This window comes from Halalkalibacter sp. HAAS-P013, assembly GCF_056619925.1.
Genome location: NZ_JBWQTU010000019.1, coordinates 1 through 19,065 on the forward strand (window position 1 = coordinate 1; position 19,065 = coordinate 19,065).

The window sequence follows — 19,065 nt, forward strand, 5'->3', positions numbered from 1 at the left end:
CTCGACTTGCATGTATTAGGCACGCCGCCAGCGTTCGTCCTGAGCCAGGATCAAACTCTCCATAAAAATGGCAAGCTGATTAGCTCAAAATGTATCGCTAACGATACTTCATCGTTTTTATTAAAACTGATGAGAAAAATTGACGAGATATCATGTATCTCTATTTCGCTTGGCTTTTGTTCAGTTTTCAAAGAACTAACGTGTCGTTTTCAGCGACTTGATTATCATAACAAAAACAAAATTTAATGTCAAATTGTTTTTTTGTTAATTTTTCAAATCGTTTTGGCGACAAGAAATAATATAACACCCCTGCATTTTTATTGCAACCCTTTTTTTAAAAAAAGTTGAATTAAATATCCAGAGAAAGCTCAACAAAAAGAAAGGGGCATGAATTAAAGCTAAGTATTCTACTAGAATCATGCCCCATTTAACTATTCTGTTACAAGAAACAACTTAGCTTTTACTCGCCTTGTTCACGGTGGCGCATTTGCGGGAATAAAAGAACATCACGAATTGACGGAGAATTCGTCAATAGCATAACTAGACGGTCGATCCCAATTCCCAGTCCACCCGTCGGCGGCATACCATACTCAAGTGCTTCAACGAAATCTTCATCCATCATATGAGCCTCATCATCCCCTTGCTCACGTTCAACGAGCTGCTGTTCGAAACGTTCACGTTGATCAATTGGATCATTTAACTCCGTAAATGCATTAGCATGCTCACGACCAACAATAAACAATTCGAAGCGATCTGTAAAACGAGGGTCCTCTGGATTTTTCTTAGCCAACGGCGAAATAGCTAAAGGATGACCATAAATAAATGTCGGCTGAATTAAATCCTCTTCGACAAAGTGCTCAAAGAACTCATTAACAACATGTCCATATGTCATTGTTTCTTTCACGTGTACTTTATGTTCCTTCGCAATTAAACGCGCCTCTTCATCAGTCATTTCCTTCCAGAAATCAACGCCAGTCTTCTCTTTAATTGCATCAACCATGTGTACTCGTTTCCACTTTGGCTCTAGATCCACTTCGTATTCACCATAAGTAACCTTAGTTGTCCCAAGTACTTCTCTAGCAATGTGAGCAACTAATTCCTCCGTCAATTCCATTATGTCATTGTAGTCAGCATATGCCTCATACAGCTCAATCATTGTGAATTCAGGGTTATGGCGAGTTGATACACCCTCATTACGGAACACACGACCAATCTCATAAACTTTTTCTAAACCTCCAACAATAAGTCTCTTTAAATGCAGCTCAATGGCAATTCGCATATAAAGAGTCATATCCAATGCATTGTGATGTGTAACAAATGGACGAGCTGAAGCTCCCCCTGCAATTGAATGCATTGTCGGTGTTTCTACCTCTAAATATCCTTTTGAATCCAAATAACGACGCATAGATTGCAGAATTCTACTACGTAACACAAACGTATCTCTCACCTCTGGATTAACAATGAGGTCGACATAACGTTGACGATAGCGCTGTTCAATATCTTTTAATCCATGGAATTTATCCGGTAACGGTCTTAGTGATTTAGAAAGCAATTGAAAATCGGTAACCTTAATAGAAAGCTCTCCTACCTTTGTCTTAAACGCTGTACCCGTTACACCTACAAGATCACCAATATCAATTGTATTGAACAAATCATATTGCTCATCGCCAACTGCATCTTTCCGAACATAGATCTGTACTTGTCCTGTTAAGTCTTGAATATGAGCAAATCCCGCTTTCCCTTTGCCGCGCTTTGTCATAATCCGTCCAGCAAGAGTCACTTCATGACCTGCTTCATCTAGTTCTTCCTTTGTTTGTTCACCGAATGCCTCGCTCATCGAAGTTGCCGTATGTGAGCGCTCAAAACGTCCGCCAAAAGGGTCTTGTCCTTGTTCTTGCAGTTTTGCTAACTTGTCTCTACGTACAGCTAGCTGATCATTTAACTCAAGCTCTTGAGTCATATACATCATCTCCTCTATCATCAATCATTTTAGCCTATTTTGTCTGTTTTTATATGTAGAAAAACTGCCAGCGTATCACACTGACAGTTTAATAATTACAAACGAATTATAGTGAAGTCTATTAAAAAAGTCAAACAGCACTTGATTGCTCAGCCACTTGAGCTTCTAACTCATCTACAAATGCATAAAGAGTATTTGCTACATCATCTCTTGATTCAAAGTTATTAATTTTATCACGCACTCGGCCATTTCCACGCATCCCTTTTAAATACCACGCTGCATGCTTACGCATTTCACGAACAGCAACATGTTCGCCTTTTAATTTAATAAGGCGATCTAAATGAATCATGCACACATCGATTTTTTCACGTGGAGTTGGTTCATCAGCAAGTGTACCATTCTCCAAGTATTGTATCGTTTGATAAAGCATCCAAGGGTTGCCTAGCGCTGCGCGTCCAATCATAACACCATCAACACCCGCTTCATCTAACATACGCCGTGCCTCTTGTGGAGTTGTTACATCTCCGTTTCCGATAACAGGAATGTTCACAGCTTCTTTTACATCCTTAATAATATTCCAATCCGCTTTACCCTCATACATCTGAACTCGTGTACGGCCATGTACAGCCACTGCACTGCCTCCTGCACGTTCAACTGCACGGGCATTTTCTACTGCATAAACATGATCAGAATCCCAGCCGATACGCATTTTTACTGTTACAGGCTTATCTACTGCTTCAACTGTTGATGCAACCATTTCATAAATCTTGTTTGGATCAAGCAACCATCTTGCACCAGCATCACATTTCGTAATTTTTGGCACTGGACATCCCATATTAATATCAATAATATCTGCATTTGTGTTTTTATCAACGAATTTAGCAGCCTCTACTAATGTTTCTTTTTCACCGCCAAAAATTTGTAAGCTTAATGGCTTCTCACGTTCATCGACATATAACATGCTTAGCGATTTCTCATTTCCATGTAGAATCGCTTTGTCGCTAACCATCTCCGCACAGACTAAACCAGCACCAAATTCTTTTGCGATTAATCGGAAGGCTGGATTACATACACCCGCCATTGGTGCAAGCACAACTTGATTTTTCAATTCAATATTTCCGATCTTTAACATACCTGTCACCTCCCAAAAAAACGGTCTTATAGCAATTGAAACTTTGATATATTTAAAACTTTCGCCATCTGTTCTAACAATGTATCGTTCGGCTGCCTATTGCCTCTTTCTATATCACCTAAAACAGACACAGACATCCCTACTTGTTTTGCAAATTCTTGTTGCGTATATCCTTTGAGCTTTCGGTAAGCTCTTATTTTTTTGCCGTAGTTTGTGGATTCCATTTCCTTACCCCTTCTTTATCTGGTAGTTCATCATATATCTCTTGAATCGTTTGTTCAAGGTTCTCTGCGTAAAGAGTCGAATGAATTTCCATAAGTGGGACAATCACAAATGCCCTTTCCCACATTCTTGGGTGAGGGATAATTAGGTTCTCCAACATCACATTCTCTCCGTCAAACAGTAAAATGTCAAGATCTATTGTTCGAGGACCCCATCTGATCTCTCTCTCACGCCCGCAGTGACGCTCGATCGACTGGGTTACATCCAATATTTCCCTTGCTGGCTTTGTTGTTTTTATATGCACGACCATATTCAAAAACGATTGCTGATTTACATATCCAACTGGATCTGTTTCATAAATCGACGAACGTGTAATTAGTTGAATATCTTCTTGTTTTTTTAGCAACTGTATTGCCTTTTCCAAGTGGTCAGCTCTATCACCAATATTTGACCCTAACGCGATATATACATCATGCATCATGATCTTGACCTCGTTATTTCTACAGCTACAGAATGATAATGTCCTGGGATCGGCGGATCGGGTTTTATCACTTTCACTGTAATTTCCTGTAACATTTCATAGGCGCTAAGTAAATCACTTGCAATAGTTTCTGCAACGGATTCAACTAGCTTGTAAGGTTTTCCCTCAACTATATCCTTAACTCTCTTATAGGCATCTCCATAATTAATCGTCGTTTGAAGATCATCTGTTGTTCCCGCTTTTTTCAAGTCTACATGTAAAATTAAATCAACAAGAAACCGCTGACCTAATTTATTTTCTTCTTGAAAAACACCATGATAACCGTAAAAAGCGAGCTGATTCATATAAATTTTATCCATCGTTTACTCACTCCTTACTAAGGCATCCATCATGATCGCCATTCGAGACATTTCTTTCACATCATGTACGCGCATAATTTGACATCCCTTCATAATTCCAAAACAAACCGTTGCTCCTGTCCCTTCTACGCGCTCATCAACAGGTAGATTTAATGTTTTTGCAATGAGTGACTTCTTAGATGTACCGAGCAATACGTCATACCCCATTTTCACAATTAAGTTCAAGTTTCTCATCACTTCAAGATTCTCTTCATGACTTTTAGCAAAACCAATTCCAGGGTCTAATATAATACTTTCTTTTTCAACCCCGGCATCTATACATATAGAAATACTCTCTTCTAAATCATGAATAACCTCTTCCATGAGATTGCGATAAGTTGCATCATTTCGATTATGCATCAGTATGATCGGGACTTTATAATCTGCAGCGACCTTTGCCATATTCTTGTCCCACTTTGCTCCCCAGACGTCATTAATAATATTGGCCCCGGCCTCAATCGCAAGCTTGGCTACCTCTGCTTTGTATGTATCAATCGAAATCGGTACATTGATTTCTTTTGCGACTGCTTCAATGATTGGAATGACTCGCCTTATTTCTTCTCCTTCCTCTACTTGCTTTGCCCCTGGTCTCGTCGATTCACCACCGATATCAATAATATCAGCACCATCTTCGACAAGTTGTTTTGCACGTTTGACGGCAAGTTCTATATCCGTATATTTTCCCCCATCCGAAAAGGAATCTGGCGTGACATTTAAAATCCCCATTATACGTGTGCGCTTACTCTCTAAGTCCTTACTCATTCGCTTCCTCCTTTAAGGTCCGATCTACTCCAAAGCTGTTTCCGATAAATATAAAACATTCGCTTTAATTGTTCAGTTAATACTGCTTCCGCTTTATACTTCTTTCCGTTAAAAGAGGACAAAGGAACAACCTCTTGTATCGAATTTGTGATAAATGCCTCATCTGCATTCATCACATCGACCGAACGATAAAAACCAAGCTCATACGGAATCCCTTTTTTCTCTAATAACGCAAGAATAAACTGTCTTATAATCCCGTTTAAAATCCCTGTCTCTATTGATGGTGTATAAACAACTTGATTTTTCACCCAAAAAAGATTGGAAACTACTCCCTCTGCAACAAACCCATCCTCAGTTAAAAAAATCCCTTCCACTGTATTATCATCGCCTATTTCGCGTTTTGCCAAAACATTATTTAAATAATGATGTGACTTTAACCGCGTCGATCCTTCTGGAGTATTTCTCTTAATCGTTAGAACTTTCGCTTGCTTCGAATCCGCTTGGACCAAAGGGAGCGGCTTCATATAAACAATTACTGTTGGCTCCTCATATTCTCCTGTATACAAACCAAGATCTTGTGAGCCAGCTGATACATTCCACCTTACATAAGCACTCTGTAAGTTATTCGCCAAAAGCAACCTTTGAATAATCTCTAGAACAACTTCCCGCTCCATCGACCAGCTTATTCCTATCGTCTTTAAGCCGTCCTGTAAACGTCGAAAATGGTCATCCAATAAAAATGGATGACCATCATCAACGCGAAATGTTTCAAACAGACCTAGACCGTACATATATCCATGATCAAAAGCTGAGACGACCGCCCGCTCTTTGCTTACAATCTGACCATTTATATAGACGAACACGTTGATTTCTCCTCGCCATACGTTTCTATAAAGTTCCGCAAGAGCTGCTTGCCTTCTGCTGTCATAATAGACTCTGGATGAAATTGAACCCCTTCTATCGGCAAGTCACGGTGGCGAATGGCCATAATTTCTCCTTCACTTGTCTCAGCTGTTACAACAAAACAATCTGGCAGCGTCTCTTTCTTTACAATAAGTGAATGATACCTTGTTGCTGTCAGCGGGGAAGGCAGCCCCTTAAAAATGGTTTCATTGTTATGAGTAATATCCGACGTTTTCCCATGCATCAAGCGTTCAGCACGAATCACATCTCCTCCGAAAACTTGAGCAATTGATTGATGCCCAAGGCAAACCCCAAAAATAGGAACTTTTCCAGCAAAATGCTTAATGGTATTTAAACTTATCCCTGCTTCGTTTGGACTTTTTGGCCCTGGTGAAATCATAATAAAATCAGGAGCGAGCTCCTCGATTTCCTCTAACGTAATTTGATCATTACGTTTGACAACTAATTCGTGCCCCATTTCTCCTAAATATTGAACCAAATTGTACGTAAAAGAATCATAGTTATCAATCATTAATATCATTAAAAACCCCTCCTCAACTCAAACTGACAATATCTTCACTCAACTCTTCTTCACTAGTCTCTAGCGCATGCCAAAGTGCTCTAGCTTTCTTTAATGACTCTTTGTATTCATTAGCTGCAATTGAATCAATGACAACACCAGCACCAGCCTGCACGTGGGCTTTTCCATCTTTGCAAACCATTGTACGAATAGCAATGTTCAACTCCATATTCTCATCAAATCCGATCCAGCCTATAGATCCAGTATAAATGCCTCTTCGAACAGGTTCAAGCTCTTCTATAATTTCCATCGTTCTTACTTTCGGTGCACCTGTAATCGTTCCTCCTGGAAACGTTGCCCGAATGACATCATAGAGGTCATGTTGATCTGATAACGCCCCTTTTACATTGGACACAATGTGCATTACATGTGAATACTTTTCTATCACCATCAACTCATCGACTTCTACTGTTCCATAAGTAGAAACACGACCTAAATCATTTCTTTCTAAGTCAACGAGCATAACGTGTTCAGCCCGTTCCTTTTCATTATTAATTAATGTATCAGCAAGCTGTTGGTCTTCCTGCTCGTTCTTTCCTCGTGAACGAGTCCCAGCAATAGGTCTTGTACTTAACTCTGAACCATTTTTTTTAACCAATAACTCAGGTGAGGCACTTACAAACTGAAATTGAGGGGTTTGAAAATAACTCATATATGGTGATGGATTTAGCTTTCGTAATACTTCATACACATGGAATGGCTCAGTCACCATTTCCTTTGATTGCCTTAACGATAAGTTAACTTGAAAGACATCTCCTGCTGCTATATATTTTTTAATCTTTTCAACAGCTTCGCAAAAGGCTTCTTCAGATAAGGAAGACTTAACAGTAGATTCTCTTCCCTCCTTTGTTCGGCTTCGTACAACTTTATCCCGGCTGCCTTCTTTCCACCACTTGGCATATTGTTCTACTTTTTTCTCTAGTACCTCACCTTCATGCTTTTGCCCATGAAGTATGACCCACATGACCTCATCGTCATTATCATAAACAAACACTTCGTTAAAAAGCATAAAGTATAAATCAGGTAAAGCTAAGTCATCTGCCCCTAATTCCGGCAAGTTTTCGATTTCCCGGACAATATCATACGAAAAGTACCCAATTGCTCCACCTTGAAAAGGAGGCAAATCTGGAATTGTCTCTTGAGAATATGGTGCCAGAACGTCTTTTAAACTTTCAAGTAACGGACCTTTTTTCGTTTCAATGTGCCCGTCCTTTTCAAAAGACAATGTCTGTCCTTTTCCAGAAACTGTCGCAAAAGGTTTTAGTCCGATAATATGATAACGCCCCCCTCTTCCACTCTCTAACAGAACATGTTGAGATTCACTTGCTGCTAATGCCCGGTAACTTTCAAACCATTTTTCTTGACCAAGAGAGAAAGACTTCACTCTGCTTGTCCGGTTTAATGATTTCGTCTTATTCTGTTGCAACGCCTTCACTCCCGTCTCGATTCCTTTTTGTCTATTCTACATGAGAACATAAGAGAGGTAAAAACAAATTATTAAAGAGTCTGTTCAAAAAGGGGTGATTTTTTCCCTTTTTGAACAGACTATAGGCAATGAGCGGAACCGCTACAAGGTTTTAAGCCTCTAGGAGTGGGGTTCTCCTAGAAGCGTGTAGCGTGTGGAGCCATTGCCGTCTTTTTGAATTACATTTTTAAGAGATTACTAAATTTCCCAATTTTACAAATCACTTGCCAATAGTCCTCTTATCTTTCTCTTCTATAAAAAATTGCCCTTTCATGTAGCTACAATAAAATATATCTCTAATCTGTTCGTACCCTCGTTTTGCTAATTCCGATAACAACCACTCTTTCGTCTTTTGAATGACCTTCAAGTGGTCGTCTTGGATGATACCATCTTGGATTAACGGGAGAGTGAAGAGGGAACTATTATCATCTTTACGGAAAATTGATAAGTTCCCTGACCTTTCTAAAATAGCAAAATCAACGTGTCTAATATCAGAAATTCCTTTTTCTCTAAGTTGGAATAAGACATCATCAAGGTTGTACCGCTGCTTTCTCATATTCGTTTGATTGATTTTCCCATTTTCTATAATCATGACTGGGCGCCCCTCAATGAGGTCCCTAAATCGTTGATTTTTTAAGCTCACTGTAGTTAGGGTTACTTGGATTAGGATCAATAAAAAAATAGGAGCTAATCCCCTTGCCATCGATACTTCTGGATCTTCAATGGCAATTACAGCAAGTTCTGCTATCATAAGAGAAACGATAATATCTAGTAAACTTAATTCTCCTAATTCTTTTTTTCCCATAAATCTAAAAAACGTTAGAATGATGATAAACACTACAATTGTCCTAAGCAAAATAACAATAATTTCACTCACTTTTCGTATGCTCCTTTCACATTCTAATCAACTCTTATCATTCCCTCCCGATACAATTCAATGCACTTTAATCAATACAAAAAAGACTATGAGACCTAATCTCATAGTCTTTTTCTGTTATGCATTAATCTTCAAATTGATATAATGGTGTACTTAAATAACGCTCACCGTTTGAAGGAATAATTGCTACTACTTTCTTACCTGGTCCAAGCTTCTCAGCAAGCTGAAGAGCTGCATAGATCGCTGCACCAGAAGAAATACCACCTAAGATTCCTTCTTCACGCGCTGCAGCACGTGCATATTCAAACGCTTGTTCAGTTGAAACTTGAATAACTGAATCGTAAATGTCTGTATCTAAGATTGTTGGTACAAATCCAGCACCAATTCCTTGGATTTTATGAGGGCCAGGGTTTCCACCTGAAAGAATTGGTGAATCTTGTGGCTCAACTGCTGCAATGTGTAGATTCGGGAAGTTTTCTTTTAGTACCCCACCTGCACCTGTGATTGTTCCACCTGTCCCAATACCAGAAACAAATCCATCAATTTGTCCATCAACTTGCTCAAGAAGCTCTTTTCCTGTTGTATTACGGTGAATCTCAGGGTTTGCTTCATTTTCAAATTGTTGTGGCATAAAGTGTCCTTCTTCTTTCGCGAGCTCTGTCGCTTTGCGAATCGCCCCACCCATACCTTCTGGCCCTGGAGTTAATACTAACTCTGCACCATAAGCACGTAATAAGTTACGACGCTCCATACTCATTGTTTCAGGCATAACTAGCTTTGCTTTATACCCTTTGGCTGCTGCAACCATCGCAAGTCCAATACCTGTGTTACCACTTGTAGGCTCAACGATTGTTACGCCAGGCTTTAATACGCCTGCCTTCTCAGCTGCTTCAATCATCGCAAGAGCAATACGATCTTTTACACTGCTTCCTGGATTCATATACTCTAATTTTAAATAAACATCTGCATGCTTGTCTGATACAAGACGATTTAATTTAACTAATGGTGTTTGGCCGATAAGTTCTGTAACTGAATTTACAACTGTCATAAAGACGCCCCCTCAATCCCTAGTAAATTTATTGGTTTTATTAAGATTATAGTATCAAACGTTTTCTGATAAGTCAATCAACATGTTACAATTTCCCTGTTTTTTTCAAAATTGAGGTAATTGCTTTTTACGCTTGTTCTGCCAATTCCTTTAATTCGTCTGCTGTTAATTTATAAATCTCGTTACAAAAATGACAAACAGTTTCCGCGCCCCCGTCCTCATCAATCATCGCCTGGATTTCGCCTTTCCCTAAACTGATGATGGCATTTTCAACACGCTCTTTTGAACATTGGCATTTAAATGCAATTGGTAACTTATCGAGAATTTTTACATTATCATCACCTAAAAGTGCATAGAGCATTTCTTCTGGTGGCATACCAGCTTCTACAAGTTTTGAAATAGGCGGGATCATAGAAAGACGTTTCTCTATTTCATCAATAACCTGATCATCCGCACCTGGCATGATTTGAATAATGAACCCACCCGCTGCTAAGATCGAGTTATCAGGGTTAACAAGGACTCCAACCCCTACAGAAGAAGGTGTTTGTTCAGATGATGCGAAGTAATACGTAAAATCTTCACCTAGCTCTCCTGATACAAGTGGTACACTACCTGTAAAGTTTTCTTTCAACCCTAGGTCTTTTACAACGGAAAGAAAACCCTCTGTACCAACAGCACGCGCAACATCCAGTTTCCCTTGGTTATTTAAATCGAAGTGAGTATGCGGATTTGTTACATATCCTCTTGTCTCACCTTTCGTATTAGCATCAATCATAATCGCACCGATTGGGCCTTTCCCTTCAATCTTAACCGTTAGCTTTGAATTACCCTTTAGCATCGTTGCCATCATCGTACTGGCCATCATCGCACGACCTAAGGCTGCGGACGCTGTAGGCCATGTCCCTTGCCGTCTAACTGCTTCATTGACCATATTTGTCGCTACTAATGAGTACGCTCTTACTTTCCCTTCAAATCCAATAGCTTTAATTAAATAATCTTCCATAATCCTATTTCCCTTCTTTTCTTAAGCATTTTTTTCGTAAATCATTTGTAACCCTTTTAGCGTTAAGAACGGTTCGACTACATCAATGGTCTCAGTTTCTGAAGCTATTAATGAAGCCATTCCCCCTGTTGCAATGACAGTTGGAACTGTACTAGCTTGGGCTTTCATTCTGTTAACAATACCGTCTACTTGACCAACATAACCGTAAAATATTCCCGCTTGCATCGCATGGACAGTATTTGTTCCAAGTACATTCTTTGGCTTTGCTATTTCAATTCTTGGTAATTTAGATGCTCTTGTATATAATGCTTCTGTAGAAATTGAAATCCCTGGTGAGATGGCTCCACCCATATATTGTCTATCCTCATTAATGTAACAATATGTCGTTGCTGTACCAAAATCAACAACGATAAGCGGACTGCCATAAAGTTGAATCGCTGCAACTGCATTGACAATTCGATCCGCACCTACTTCTTTTGGATTGTCATATTTGACATTTAAGCCAGTCTTAATACCTGGGCCAATGACCATTGGTTTAATGCCGAAATACTTTTTACACATTAGTTCTAATGTGTACATGATCGGGGGAACGACCGAAGAAATAATAATTCCCTCTATTTCTCCAAACGATAATCTTTCATGTTCGAATAAGCCTTTTAATGACATAGCCCATTCATCTTCTGTCTTTTGCCTGCTCGTTGCAATTCGCCAATGATAGTGCAACTCTTTCCCCTTATAGACACCTAATACGATGTTTGTATTTCCTACATCTACTACCATTATCATATGTACTCACCGCCAACTTCTCTCTATACTAAAGGCTATCTCTACTATTTTGTGCAAATAAACACAATAACAGACAGACCATTTTTATTTAACCAATGTTTATTATAAAACAAGCACCACTTTTATGCTTCCATTTGGACTTACAGGTTGGTCATAAGACATATAAAAAGAGGATGCCAATATGACATCCCCTGATCATTATTCATCTTTTTTCTTATCTTCTGTAGAAGGCTCCTCGTCTTTCTTATCATCAGACTCTTCAGGAGTTGTTTCTTCATCCTTTTTAGAGTTGATATTCACCTTCATATCCGCCTCACTGCCCCCATCTAAATACTTATTCGTATGATGATTATCAGGAAGCTTCCCTTCGTTAATTAACGATTTGATCTGCTCTGCATCAAGAGTTTCGATCTTTATTAACGTCTCTGCAACAAGATCTAAACTTGCCTTATTCTCAGTCAAGATCTGTTTACAGCGTTCATAACACTCTTTAATAATCTTCTGTACTTCTAGATCAATCTCATGAGCGAATGCATCACTATAATTTTGTTCATTCTGAATATCTCGGCCTAAGAAAACCTGTCCACCAGAATTTCCAGAACCAAACTGCATTGGCCCCATCTTGTCACTCATTCCATACTCTGTCACCATCTTACGAGCAATTGCCGTTGCTCGTTGGAAGTCATTATGAGCCCCTGTACTTACTTCACCAAATTGAACTTCCTCAGCTACACGCCCTCCGAGTAGTCCAATAATCTTGTCAAGCAACTCAGGTTTCGTCATAAAGTAACGATCCTCCTTAGGAAGCATAACTGCATAACCACCAGCCATCCCCCTTGGGACAATGGTAACTTTATGAACCATGTCAGCACTCTCAAGCTTAACACCTACAACCGTATGTCCAGCTTCGTGCCAAGCAACAATATTCTTCTCCTTAGGAGAAATGACACGACTCTTTTTCGCAGGTCCAGCTATAACGCGATCGATCGCTTCTTCAACATGGATCATATTTACTTTTGTTTTATTATTTCTAGCGGCAATTAAAGCAGCTTCATTTAATAAATTCTCAAGGTCTGCACCAGAGAATCCTGGAGTTCGTTCTGCAATTGCTCGTAAATCAACATCATCATCTAATGGCTTGTTACGAGCATGTACTTTTAAGACATCTTCACGGCCATTTACATCTGGACGGTTAACTTGAATCTGACGGTCAAAACGTCCTGGACGTAATAAGGCAGGGTCTAGGATATCAGCACGGTTTGTCGCTGCGATGATAATGATCCCTTCATTCGCACTAAAACCATCCATTTCAACTAGTAACTGGTTTAATGTTTGCTCACGCTCATCGTGTCCACCACCAAGTCCAGCTCCACGTTGACGACCAACTGCGTCAATCTCATCAATAAAGATAATACATGGTGCATTCTTTTTCGCATTCTCAAACAAGTCACGTACACGAGAAGCACCAACACCAACAAACATTTCAACGAAGTCCGAACCACTAATTGAGAAGAACGGTACGCCTGCTTCACCAGCAACTGCTCTTGCAAGCAAGGTCTTACCTGTTCCAGGCGGTCCAACTAAAAGAACCCCTTTTGGAATACGTGCACCAATAGCAGAGAACTTACGTGGATCTTTCAAGAATTCAACAACTTCAACAAGCTCTTGCTTCTCTTCATCGGCCCCTGCAACATCTTTAAACTTCGCTTTCTTCTTATCATCACTTACTAGCTTAGCTTTGCTCTTACCAAAGTTCATGACACGGCCACCGCCGCCTTGAGCTTGGCTCAATAAGAAGAAGAATAAGATAAAGATAATGATGAAAGGAATGATTGATGTAAAGAATGTAACCCAACCACTTGTCTCATCAGCAGGTTGAACATCGACATCAAAGCCAGCAGCAGCTCCTCCTGGTCCAAATAGCAGATCTGCAGTTTGCTCACTTTGCAGGACATATGTTTCAAAATACTCTCCCTCTTGTTGGTCAGTAAATTGTCCTCGTATTAAATAAACTTGCCTTACTGGCTTAACAGCAAGCTCATTAACCTGACCTTGCTCAAGTCTTTCAGTAAATTCTGTAAACGTAACGTTTTCAACTTGCGCTTGATCAGTACTAAAGACATTTACAATTCCAATAATAACGAGAAAGATAAGTAAATAAAAAATAGTATTACGGAATATACGATTCATCCTTGACCTCCTCCCACGACAATACAGCTTTGTTTATCGTACCATAATTGTTCTTTCGTTCACAAACATTAACTCTCATAAATTTCTGGCTTTAATATTCCTATGTAAGGCAGGTTACGATATCGTTCTGCAAAATCGAGTCCATAACCAACGACAAACTCATCAGGAACCGTGAATCCAGCCATATCAGGAATGAGATCAACTTTTCTTCCGTCTGGTTTATCTAATAGCGTTACTACTTTCACTGATTTGGCTTTTCGGTAGTGGAAAAGCTTAACAAGGTAACTTAGTGTTAGACCGCTATCAATAATATCTTCTAAAATGAGCACATCACGGCCTTCAACAGACGTATCTAAATCTTTAACAATTTTCACTTCTCCTGAAGAAACCATGCCTGCTCCGTAGCTAGAAACGTCCATAAAGTCCATTTCAATGTGAGTGTCAATGCGCTTTGTTAAATCGCCCATAAAAGGCATAGCACCTTTTAATACACCAATGACTAAAGGAAACTTCCCTTCATATTCCTCTGTTATTTGTTTCCCTAAATCTTTACACTTTTCCTGTATTTGATCCTCAGAAATAAGTATTTCTTTAATCTCGTCCCTTATCAATGTCAAACAAACCTCCTACTATTCATAAGATCTCTGGTTCCTATAGCTTGTCAATACTAATACCTTTTTCGTATCGTGTCCAACATTGGCAACTTTAGACCTGTGTAAAAATGGCACCCATACAATTTGTCCTTCACCATCAATAATGATGGGCCAATGTTCCCTTTCTTGTTTCGGGATCTTCCTGTCAATGAACAGTCGTCCTACTTTCTTCGTCCCATCCATCCCCCTGCACGTCATGCGATCGAATGGTTGCTTACTTCGAACAAGTAAAGGCTCCGAGACAACATCATAATCCAAGATGATTTGGTTGTCCTTTTCAACTATATCCTGATCCTCTGTCACATATGACTCAATAATCCATGTTTTCGTCGAAAGACTCCCAGGAATGGGCAGCGTTTGGACTACTTGTTCAACCTCATTTGTATGATCTTTCATAAAATGACATAAATCATACTCACGTCGGATGAGGGTACAGTCTGGGAAATGAAGATCGGCTGATGGTTTCCCATGTTGAAGCATTTCGAGCACTTGCTCAATATGTATAGACGTAATCAATGGTGAATTTTTCCCGTAAAGATAATTTAATATTAGATGAATCACCCTTCTTTGTAAAGGGAGGGCTATGTTAAGAAGAGCAATACGGGAAATTGTAACGTTTCGTTCACTTTTTTTTGTAGTAATAGTAGACTTCGCTTCTTCTGCTAAAGCCATTAACAAACTTTGATCATCCGTTTCCCATTCATTCTTTCTTTGTACATGAGTATGGACCATCGGATTCTCTTCTTTTAAGAAAGGGAGGATTTCTTTTCGGAAACGATTCCTTGTATAAGCAGACGATTTGTTGCTTGAATCACGTCTTGGATGCAATGATTCTTCTATACAATATTGCTCAATTTTCTCTTTAGTTATTCCTAGAAATGGACGAATTATTACACCTTGTCCAATTTTACGTTTGACTGGAATTCCATATGTAAATAAGGGGAGACTTCCTCTAACCATCCTCATAAGTACGGTCTCCACTTGATCATCCCCATGATGACCTGTTGCTAGAATACTATCAGGAAACCGCGACAGGAGCTCTTTGAAATAAGAATAACGCAATTCTCTGGCAGCTACTTGAGTGCCCACATTATTTTCACATGCATACTCCTTCACATTCACACGCCTCTGATAGAAAGGTATGCCACGCCCTTTACAGAAATGCTCTACATAGAGAGCATCTTCATCAGCCTCTTCCCCTCTTAGTTGATGATGAACATGACAAGCAGCGACTTCAATTTGATAGTGTTTTTTATTCGACCAGAGGTAGTGAAGGAGAGCAATGGAATCTGGACCGCCAGAAACAGCAACGATGACAAGCTTACAATTTTCAAATAGATAATGCCGTTTTATAAAATTATGGACGTCTGATTTCATAGCGCTGTCCAATACCTCCTTTACCAATGGAGAAAATTGATAAAGCAAACACAAGCCCTGCCGCGATACCTCCAGCTCGAAGCATCGTTTCAATTCCTAATTGCAACCCATTTAAATAGTCACCATCTACAAATGCAAGCATTGTAAAATAAGCTCTACTCCCCGGAACTAAAGGGATAATTGCTGGAATACTAAAAGTTGTAACTGGAACACGAAATTTCCTTGCTAACAGATGAGCAACAGTAGCACAAATAAATGAAGCAACTGCTGTAGCGAAAATATCTGACATACCAAGCGCCGGCAACAACGAATAAATGTACCAGGCTAGGGCACCAATTGCCCCACCAATCCATAAGACGCGCTTTGGAACATTAAAAATAACACCAAATGCTACTGTAGCAAAGAAACAAAATATTAATTCAATAATCATTGTTTTCCTCCCGAACCCATCTCTATAAAAATAGAGCGATCGCTAGTGCTATTCCTGTTGCAATCGACAGAGCCGTTATGACCGCTTCAGCTCCTCGACTCACACCAGCAATAAGATCACCTGACATTAAATCTCGAACAGCATTTGTTAGTGGAATTCCAGGGACTAGAGGCATTAATGTACCTATAATGACTTGGTCTAGGTTTTCCCCCAGTCCTAAAAGAACGAGAAAAATAGCTACCGTTCCACCTAAAAATGCAGACATGAATTCGGCAAAGAACTTAACCTTTGTATAGTCTTGGATCATAACAATGCACCAGCTAGCGACAAATCCTGCCATAAATGCTGGAATCGTATCGTATAAATTCCCCCCGAACAAATAGGAAAAAGCACCACCAGCAGTCCCAGAGGAAAAATGCAGGAGTAGTGGAGAGTAGTTCATAGGTGCTTTTGCTATTTCTTCAAGCTTTCTATGTGCCTCGTCGTCCGTAATTGTTCGACTCACAAATTCTCTTGAAACTTGATTTACAAGCGTCACTTTATTTAAGTCTTGCAGCCTATCATCAACACGGATCATCTGCATGACATCACCCTTGCCATCATCCTCAAACGATAGGAAGATCCCAGTTGTCGTTACAAAGCTATGGACATTTTTAAACTGTGCTGATTTAGCCATTCGCTCCAAAGTCTCTTCCACTCGATACGTTTCCGCGCCATATGTAAGCATGATTTCACCAGCAAGCAAACATATATCCATCATCCGATCGGCATTCATTTCATTTCTCCTTCATCCCTACATCATTTGTCCAAATAAGTATAGGATATAAGCTAATAGAAGAAAAGAGGAAAGCAGGAAGATTTCAACAAAGTAAGAAGATTTCTTTTCCTTTTTCGGTCCACTTTGTTTTCGTGATCCTTTCACTTGTTTTGGTTTGTTTTTCTGCTTCATTTTCTCTTTTACTGGAATATGTTTATAGCTAGAACTTTTTGAAACAGCTTTAACCATATCTTTTCTCATCTCTATAGCTGAATGGTACTTTCCTTGCAGGGCCCTTAAGATTACGTCTCGATAAGGGATAAGCAACGCCTTTTCATCGATTCGTTGTTTCAGCTGCACAAGTGTTTTCTCACCTTGCTTCTCAAACCTGCTTGGATAGGCACAATTGATCATCATCATTGCTACTGCAAATAAATCATAACTGGGCTCCGCTTTACGAGAACCCTGTCCCCAATAACCTCGATCATAAAACTCCGTATATTCTTTGATTGAACGGCCAACTAGTGTCGTACCTCCTACATCAAGCCACCTAATTCTAGCAGGCGGGCCAACGACTAGGACATTATCTGGTTTCAAATCTCCAAATACCCAGCCAGCCGTATGCAAGCGGTCCAAGTCTCCAAGTAATTGAATCATTAAAATACCAAGCCATTCTGCCCCTTTATTTTGCATATACTCAATAAACTGAGTCCCTTTTAAATATTCCATTACATAGAATGGAAAGGTCCCCTCTGATGTGACTAAGTCGTCGACATCTAGCAAAGAAGGTCCAAGAATTTGTCCTTGAACCTTCGAGAAATGTTTTAATACATTAACCTCTGATGTTATTGACATACTATCCATACCCACTTTTAAAGCAACTAAACCTTTAGCCGAATCAGCTAAGTAGACAGATCCTGTTGCTCCTGCCCCAAGAGGACGGATAATTTTATAAGGATGACTATGCCATTTTCCAACAACTTTGGCTCCAGATTGTAATTCACATGCCTGATTCTTCGAGTAGCTGTTCTTCATCACCAGCCATCAAACTCCTTCTTGAGCCTGACTTTGTAAACTTCTGCAGGGCAACTTGCAAAGCAGGACCCGTTGGAGTAATCCCGCCAGAAGAAAGCTTTTGAAAGATTCCTGAAAGTGAATTAAGCTGCGGCGACCAATCAAGTAACTTATCGATATCCTTTTTCTTCCCGGGAAATGAATACAAGGCAAAGCGATTCGCTCCCATTCTCGAAGTAAGACTGATAGATAAATCAGTTAATGCTTCTTGAACCATCGGTAGTTTGTTTTTCATACTAGCACTAGTATCTACTAAAATAAGCACATCTAAATTCATCGTTTCACCAAGCTCATCTACTACTTCCATTACTTGGCCTCTTTTAGCTGGGGAAAGGTCTTCCATCTCTTGATTTCCACCAAGAATTTGCGAGAGCTCCTTATTGACAACACCATGAATCGTTTGAGTCATTGCTTTTCTAGTAACCATTTGAACAGTTTGTGCTAACTGCTTTGCATAGACAACTTGACTTACCCCGCCCCCTGCCATCGCAATCGCTTCTACTTCTTCTATTCCTTGTTCATTTAAGTGATTCCCATCTACGACACCAATTACATTTACAGTAATTCCTTGCTCTCTAGCAAGTGCCGCAATCGCCACTGGATCCTCACCTTGATTTGAATGACCGTCTGTTAACAACAAAATCTGCTTTAACGTACCTTTACTCACTTTGTATCCCCTCCAAGTAATCAGATGTTACCATCATTCACTAGCCTTAGAGGTTTTATACGTTAAGAGGAACTTTGTCGAAGAGTTTTAAGAAAAAAGGACGACCTTCCCTTTTTTCTTAAAACTCTTGCAATGTGCGGAGCCGCCGTTGTCTCTTAAGCCTTTTGAGTGCTCTTCTCTAAAGGCGCACGGCGCGCGGAGCCATTGCACATCCCTCGAACCTAGCCATTCAAGAAAAAAGCTACCCCCCCTTTCTAAAAAACTAATTTTAGTTAGTCAATGATGTCATCTATTTTTTCA

The 19,065-nt window shown here is 39.7% G+C and carries 20 protein-coding genes and 1 rRNA gene; all 21 read right to left on the reverse strand.

Features of this window, described 5'->3' with window-relative positions:
- Positions 1 to 66, reverse strand: a 16S ribosomal RNA gene (locus tag AC1FXP_RS20340); the annotation flags it as partial.
- Positions 67 to 460: 394 nt separating this feature from the next.
- A complete protein-coding gene (gene lysS, locus AC1FXP_RS20345; protein WP_480063811.1) occupies positions 461 to 1,960 on the reverse strand; it encodes a lysine--tRNA ligase in 1,500 nt (499 codons plus the stop codon).
- Between the two features lie 130 nt (positions 1,961 to 2,090).
- Positions 2,091 to 3,092: a tRNA dihydrouridine synthase DusB gene (gene dusB / locus AC1FXP_RS20350; protein ID WP_480063812.1), complete on the reverse strand. Its 1,002-nt coding sequence runs from the start codon at positions 3,090 to 3,092 to the stop codon at positions 2,091 to 2,093.
- 26 nt (positions 3,093 to 3,118) lie between these two features.
- Entirely contained in the window at positions 3,119 to 3,316 is a 198-nt protein-coding gene (locus AC1FXP_RS20355; protein ID WP_480063813.1) for a helix-turn-helix domain-containing protein, read from the reverse strand.
- On the reverse strand, positions 3,286 to 3,795 hold the full coding sequence (gene folK, locus AC1FXP_RS20360; RefSeq protein WP_480063814.1) for a 2-amino-4-hydroxy-6-hydroxymethyldihydropteridine diphosphokinase: 510 nt from the start codon (positions 3,793 to 3,795) through the stop codon (positions 3,286 to 3,288). The genes AC1FXP_RS20355 and folK overlap by 31 nt, the downstream gene beginning before the upstream one ends.
- Positions 3,792 to 4,154, reverse strand: coding sequence for a dihydroneopterin aldolase (gene folB / locus AC1FXP_RS20365; RefSeq protein WP_480063815.1), 363 nt, complete (start codon positions 4,152 to 4,154; stop codon positions 3,792 to 3,794). Before folB ends, folK begins: the two co-directional genes overlap by 4 nt.
- 3 nt (positions 4,155 to 4,157) lie before the next feature.
- On the reverse strand, positions 4,158 to 4,955 hold the full coding sequence (gene folP, locus AC1FXP_RS20370) for a dihydropteroate synthase (RefSeq protein WP_480063816.1): 798 nt from the start codon (positions 4,953 to 4,955) through the stop codon (positions 4,158 to 4,160).
- Positions 4,952 to 5,818 carry an aminodeoxychorismate lyase gene (gene pabC, locus AC1FXP_RS20375; RefSeq protein WP_480063817.1) on the reverse strand — a complete coding sequence of 289 codons (867 nt, stop codon included), beginning with the start codon at positions 5,816 to 5,818 and terminating at the stop codon, positions 4,952 to 4,954. Before pabC ends, folP begins: the two co-directional genes overlap by 4 nt.
- Entirely contained in the window at positions 5,803 to 6,399 is a 597-nt protein-coding gene (gene pabA / locus AC1FXP_RS20380; protein WP_480063818.1) for an aminodeoxychorismate/anthranilate synthase component II, read from the reverse strand. The genes pabC and pabA overlap by 16 nt, the downstream gene beginning before the upstream one ends.
- A 13-nt stretch (positions 6,400 to 6,412) precedes the next feature.
- On the reverse strand, positions 6,413 to 7,864 hold the full coding sequence (locus tag AC1FXP_RS20385) for an anthranilate synthase component I family protein (protein WP_480063819.1): 1,452 nt from the start codon (positions 7,862 to 7,864) through the stop codon (positions 6,413 to 6,415).
- A gap of 259 nt (positions 7,865 to 8,123) precedes the next feature.
- Entirely contained in the window at positions 8,124 to 8,780 is a 657-nt protein-coding gene (locus tag AC1FXP_RS20390) for a DUF421 domain-containing protein (RefSeq protein WP_480063820.1), read from the reverse strand.
- Between the two features lie 124 nt (positions 8,781 to 8,904).
- On the reverse strand, positions 8,905 to 9,828 hold the full coding sequence (cysK, locus tag AC1FXP_RS20395) for a cysteine synthase A (RefSeq protein ID WP_480063821.1): 924 nt from the start codon (positions 9,826 to 9,828) through the stop codon (positions 8,905 to 8,907).
- A gap of 127 nt (positions 9,829 to 9,955) precedes the next feature.
- Positions 9,956 to 10,831: an Hsp33 family molecular chaperone HslO gene (gene hslO, locus AC1FXP_RS20400; RefSeq protein WP_480063822.1), complete on the reverse strand. Its 876-nt coding sequence runs from the start codon at positions 10,829 to 10,831 to the stop codon at positions 9,956 to 9,958.
- 21 nt (positions 10,832 to 10,852) lie between these two features.
- Positions 10,853 to 11,617: a type III pantothenate kinase gene (locus tag AC1FXP_RS20405; protein ID WP_480063823.1), complete on the reverse strand. Its 765-nt coding sequence runs from the start codon at positions 11,615 to 11,617 to the stop codon at positions 10,853 to 10,855.
- 198 nt (positions 11,618 to 11,815) lie between these two features.
- On the reverse strand, positions 11,816 to 13,807 hold the full coding sequence (gene ftsH, locus AC1FXP_RS20410) for an ATP-dependent zinc metalloprotease FtsH (protein WP_480063824.1): 1,992 nt from the start codon (positions 13,805 to 13,807) through the stop codon (positions 11,816 to 11,818).
- 68 nt (positions 13,808 to 13,875) lie between these two features.
- Positions 13,876 to 14,415, reverse strand: a complete 540-nt coding sequence (gene hpt, locus AC1FXP_RS20415; protein WP_480063856.1) for a hypoxanthine phosphoribosyltransferase — start codon at positions 14,413 to 14,415, stop codon at positions 13,876 to 13,878.
- 21 nt (positions 14,416 to 14,436) lie between these two features.
- On the reverse strand, positions 14,437 to 15,837 hold the full coding sequence (gene tilS / locus AC1FXP_RS20420; protein ID WP_480063825.1) for a tRNA lysidine(34) synthetase TilS: 1,401 nt from the start codon (positions 15,835 to 15,837) through the stop codon (positions 14,437 to 14,439).
- Complete coding sequence (locus AC1FXP_RS20425; RefSeq protein ID WP_480063826.1) at positions 15,818 to 16,267, reverse strand: threonine/serine exporter family protein; 450 nt, start codon at positions 16,265 to 16,267, stop codon at positions 15,818 to 15,820. The genes tilS and AC1FXP_RS20425 overlap by 20 nt, the downstream gene beginning before the upstream one ends.
- A gap of 22 nt (positions 16,268 to 16,289) precedes the next feature.
- On the reverse strand, positions 16,290 to 17,042 hold the full coding sequence (locus tag AC1FXP_RS20430; protein ID WP_480063827.1) for a threonine/serine exporter family protein: 753 nt from the start codon (positions 17,040 to 17,042) through the stop codon (positions 16,290 to 16,292).
- Between the two features lie 18 nt (positions 17,043 to 17,060).
- Positions 17,061 to 18,059: a serine/threonine protein kinase gene (locus AC1FXP_RS20435; protein WP_480063857.1), complete on the reverse strand. Its 999-nt coding sequence runs from the start codon at positions 18,057 to 18,059 to the stop codon at positions 17,061 to 17,063.
- Complete coding sequence (locus AC1FXP_RS20440; RefSeq protein WP_250098122.1) at positions 18,025 to 18,765, reverse strand: VWA domain-containing protein; 741 nt, start codon at positions 18,763 to 18,765, stop codon at positions 18,025 to 18,027. Before AC1FXP_RS20440 ends, AC1FXP_RS20435 begins: the two co-directional genes overlap by 35 nt.
- Between the last annotated feature and the right edge of the window lie 300 nt (positions 18,766 to 19,065).

Bases quoted from the DNA above. Each gene is read 5' to 3' on its own strand.
- folB (WP_480063815.1), bottom strand. From the start codon at position 4,154: ATGGATAAAATTTATATGAATCAGCTCGCTTTTTACGGTTATCATGGT.
- tilS (WP_480063825.1), bottom strand. From the start codon at position 15,837: ATGAAATCAGACGTCCATAATTTTATAAAACGGCATTATCTATTTGAA.
- AC1FXP_RS20430 (WP_480063827.1), bottom strand. From the start codon at position 17,042: ATGAATGCCGATCGGATGATGGATATATGTTTGCTTGCTGGTGAAATC.
- folK (WP_480063814.1), bottom strand. From the start codon at position 3,795: ATGATGCATGATGTATATATCGCGTTAGGGTCAAATATTGGTGATAGA.
- dusB (WP_480063812.1), bottom strand. From the start codon at position 3,092: ATGTTAAAGATCGGAAATATTGAATTGAAAAATCAAGTTGTGCTTGCA.
- lysS (WP_480063811.1), bottom strand. From the start codon at position 1,960: ATGACTCAAGAGCTTGAGTTAAATGATCAGCTAGCTGTACGTAGAGAC.
- pabA (WP_480063818.1), bottom strand. From the start codon at position 6,399: ATGATATTAATGATTGATAACTATGATTCTTTTACGTACAATTTGGTT.
- AC1FXP_RS20435 (WP_480063857.1), bottom strand. From the start codon at position 18,059: ATGAAGAACAGCTACTCGAAGAATCAGGCATGTGAATTACAATCTGGA.
- AC1FXP_RS20425 (WP_480063826.1), bottom strand. From the start codon at position 16,267: ATGATTATTGAATTAATATTTTGTTTCTTTGCTACAGTAGCATTTGGT.
- AC1FXP_RS20405 (WP_480063823.1), bottom strand. From the start codon at position 11,617: ATGATAATGGTAGTAGATGTAGGAAATACAAACATCGTATTAGGTGTC.
- ftsH (WP_480063824.1), bottom strand. From the start codon at position 13,807: ATGAATCGTATATTCCGTAATACTATTTTTTATTTACTTATCTTTCTC.
- cysK (WP_480063821.1), bottom strand. From the start codon at position 9,828: ATGACAGTTGTAAATTCAGTTACAGAACTTATCGGCCAAACACCATTA.
- folP (WP_480063816.1), bottom strand. From the start codon at position 4,955: ATGAGTAAGGACTTAGAGAGTAAGCGCACACGTATAATGGGGATTTTA.
- hslO (WP_480063822.1), bottom strand. From the start codon at position 10,831: ATGGAAGATTATTTAATTAAAGCTATTGGATTTGAAGGGAAAGTAAGA.
- AC1FXP_RS20355 (WP_480063813.1), bottom strand. From the start codon at position 3,316: ATGGAATCCACAAACTACGGCAAAAAAATAAGAGCTTACCGAAAGCTC.